Source organism: Lyngbya sp. CCY1209 (assembly GCF_055795065.1).
The window spans coordinates 1-2415 of the sequence record NZ_JAYFER010000282.1 but is presented as its reverse complement, the minus strand read 5'-3'; the positions used below and the strand labels follow the sequence as shown (position 1 = coordinate 2415).

At 45.3% G+C, this 2415-nt stretch carries 3 protein-coding genes and 1 pseudogene; 2 read left to right on the top strand and 2 right to left on the bottom strand.

Annotated elements, in window-relative coordinates:
* Positions 1 to 187, top strand: a 187-nt coding sequence (locus tag AC0QHF_RS08400; protein WP_324703754.1) for a hypothetical protein, incomplete at its 5' end; no start/stop codon positions are given.
* Here the strand turns inward: AC0QHF_RS08400 and AC0QHF_RS08395 are convergent.
* Entirely contained in the window at positions 184 to 531 is a 348-nt protein-coding gene (locus AC0QHF_RS08395; RefSeq protein ID WP_324703753.1) for a XisI protein, read from the bottom strand. The two genes, AC0QHF_RS08400 and AC0QHF_RS08395, sit on opposite strands and share 4 nt — an antisense overlap.
* Positions 519 to 935, bottom strand: a pseudogene (locus tag AC0QHF_RS08390) (element excision factor XisH family protein). Before AC0QHF_RS08390 ends, AC0QHF_RS08395 begins: the two are co-directional and overlap by 13 nt.
* A 223-nt stretch (positions 936 to 1158) precedes the next feature.
* On the opposite strand from AC0QHF_RS08390, the gene AC0QHF_RS08385 reads away from it, so the two are divergent.
* Positions 1159 to 2076 carry an Rpn family recombination-promoting nuclease/putative transposase gene (locus AC0QHF_RS08385; protein WP_324703752.1) on the top strand — a complete coding sequence of 306 codons (918 nt, stop codon included), beginning with the start codon at positions 1159 to 1161 and terminating at the stop codon, positions 2074 to 2076.
* Positions 2077 to 2415: the final 339 nt, after the last annotated feature.

Here is a 2415-nt window from a genome sequence, read left to right as displayed (position 1 = left end):
TTCGGCTCAAATGAGGCAAAATTCAAAACGGAGCATCGGGCATCTTGCCTGTGGATTCAGATCCGATCGCCTCATTTCAGATGAAACTGTCCAGTCGGGTGGGTTAGGCGCGGCAGTAATTTGGAGGAAAAACCCACAACTTTTCATCCGCGCCGTAACCCACCATTTCCAAATTAAATACTTTTAACCAACCGCATAGTCGCTCATTTCCCGCATAAAAGGAGGGTAAAAACCCAGGACAATATCTTGTTTTGGCACGCCAAAATTGACCAAATCCGCCGCAATATCATGCTCCGTCGAGTTGTAAAAAATCCAAATTTTCTCATTGCGAATATCTAGATGTATGACACAATGATGGACCCAGCGCTGATGCTGCCAACCCAGATGTACAATTTGATAATGATTTCGTTGTGTATCAAAAATCGTCTCAACCTCAATCTCGCCATAAGCCGGCTTACTTTCTGCATAACTCATCAACAATTGTTGCACAATTTGCTGATAGTTTTTTAATTTATCCGTTACTCCTTCCATAGTAAAATTAGCTCCAATTCAATATCGTAAACAATGATTTTGACGGAATTTTCTTGCAACATTGATGCAGGAAAATCAAGTTTGAAGAAGCTATTATAGACTAAATTTGGGATGGCTAGATAGAGAATGCGATCGGGGTCTTCACGTCGTCAGGCAGCCCGATAGTTGATAAACTGCCCCAATGCCGTATGAAACTCTGAAATTGCTGACGCACTTGCCAAAAAACTTTTGACTTCAACTGCAATTTTATCATCTCCTCGCTCCGCCGCCAGTAATCGTTCTGCTCCCAAGTCAATCTCCATATCTACCCCACCGACTTTAATCTGAAAGGGATCGTGAGTGACATTCCACCCATCTGATTCGAGAGCTGTCTTAACAACTTGATGAAAACGATCCTTAGCCACAATAGACGATCCCATAAGCCCGATGCTATCCAAGCTTATCATATAAAGCCGTAACAGCGATCGCCCGACGGTTTCCTCCGGTGGGCAGGAATGGCTGAGTTGAGAGCAGATGCGATCGCGAGCTCTAGATACCGACTATAATGGAAATTCCAAAGGAACTGGACGCACTCCAGAAGACCCAAACCATGCTAGAATTAATTCAAAAAAATTGGGTGGGCTTGCCATGAGATTTATTAACCCCAAAACCGACTACGCTTTTAAAAAGATCTTTGGTTCGGCCGAAAGCAAGAACATTTTAATCAGTTTTCTCAATGCTTTAGTCTATGACGGCAATCCGACCATTGAAGACTTGGAAATCATCGCCCCCAATTTACCCCCCCAACTCGAAGGTTTAAAAGATACCTATCTCGATGTTAAGGCGCGACTGAATGACGGGACGCTGGTCATTATTGAAATGCAGGTTTTAAACGTGCAGTCGTTCGGGAAGCGTGTCTTATTTAATGCCGCGAAAACCTATGCATTTCAACTGCAACGGGGACAGGGGTATCGATACCTGAAACCGGTGATCGCTTTAACCTTGACCGACTTCGAGATGTTCCCCGAACGCGATCGCCTGATTTCCCGCTTTATTTATAAAGAGAAGTCGGAAGGATGGGACTACATTGATAATGATATCGAGCTGATCTTTGTCGAACTGCCGAAGTTTACCAAAGAACTCAACCAGCTTGAAACCCTAACGGACAAATGGATCTATTTTATGAAATTTGCCCGATCGCTCACCGAAATCCCCGAAAATATGGAGGAGATAGTGGAACTCCAGCAAGCATTTGAAATTGCCAATCAAGCTGGCTTAACATTAGAGGAATTAGAAGAGTTGGAACGGCGGGAAATGTTTATTTATGACCAACAGGGTGCGATCGCTTTGGGACTCGAACAAGGACGACAAGAAGGACTCGAACAAGGACTCGAACAAGGGCGACAACAAGGACTCGAACAAGGACTCGAACAAGGACTCGAACAAGGAAAACGTAATGTTGCGCGAAACTTACTGGGGCAACTGAATGATGAGGCGATCGCACAAGCCACGGGATTGAGTTTGGAGGCGATCGCGGCTTTGCGTCAGGAAATGATGAATGATTAACTGAATGTGAGATATTACCCACCATTTCTCGCTAAAAGAGTCCAGTAGGGTGGGTTAGGCGCGGCAGTAATTTTTCGGAAAAACCGACAACTTTTCATTCGCGCCGTAACCCACCATTTCCTTTTTAATGCACAGTTTTAGCCGTGTCGGTCCACTACTGGACCTGGAATGACACACCTTAAACGGTGGGTTACGGCGGATTTCTAGATTGCCATCACAGCCTGGGTTTCAGCCGCCTAACCCACCCTACTGGACCTGGAATGACACACCTTAAACGGTGGGTTACGGCGGATTGCTAGATTGCCATCACAGCCTGGGTTTCAGCCGCCTAACCCACCC

Bases quoted from the DNA above. Each gene is read 5' to 3' on its own strand.
- AC0QHF_RS08385 (WP_324703752.1), top strand. From the start codon at position 1,159: ATGAGATTTATTAACCCCAAAACCGACTACGCTTTTAAAAAGATCTTT.
- AC0QHF_RS08395 (WP_324703753.1), bottom strand. From the start codon at position 531: ATGGAAGGAGTAACGGATAAATTAAAAAACTATCAGCAAATTGTGCAA.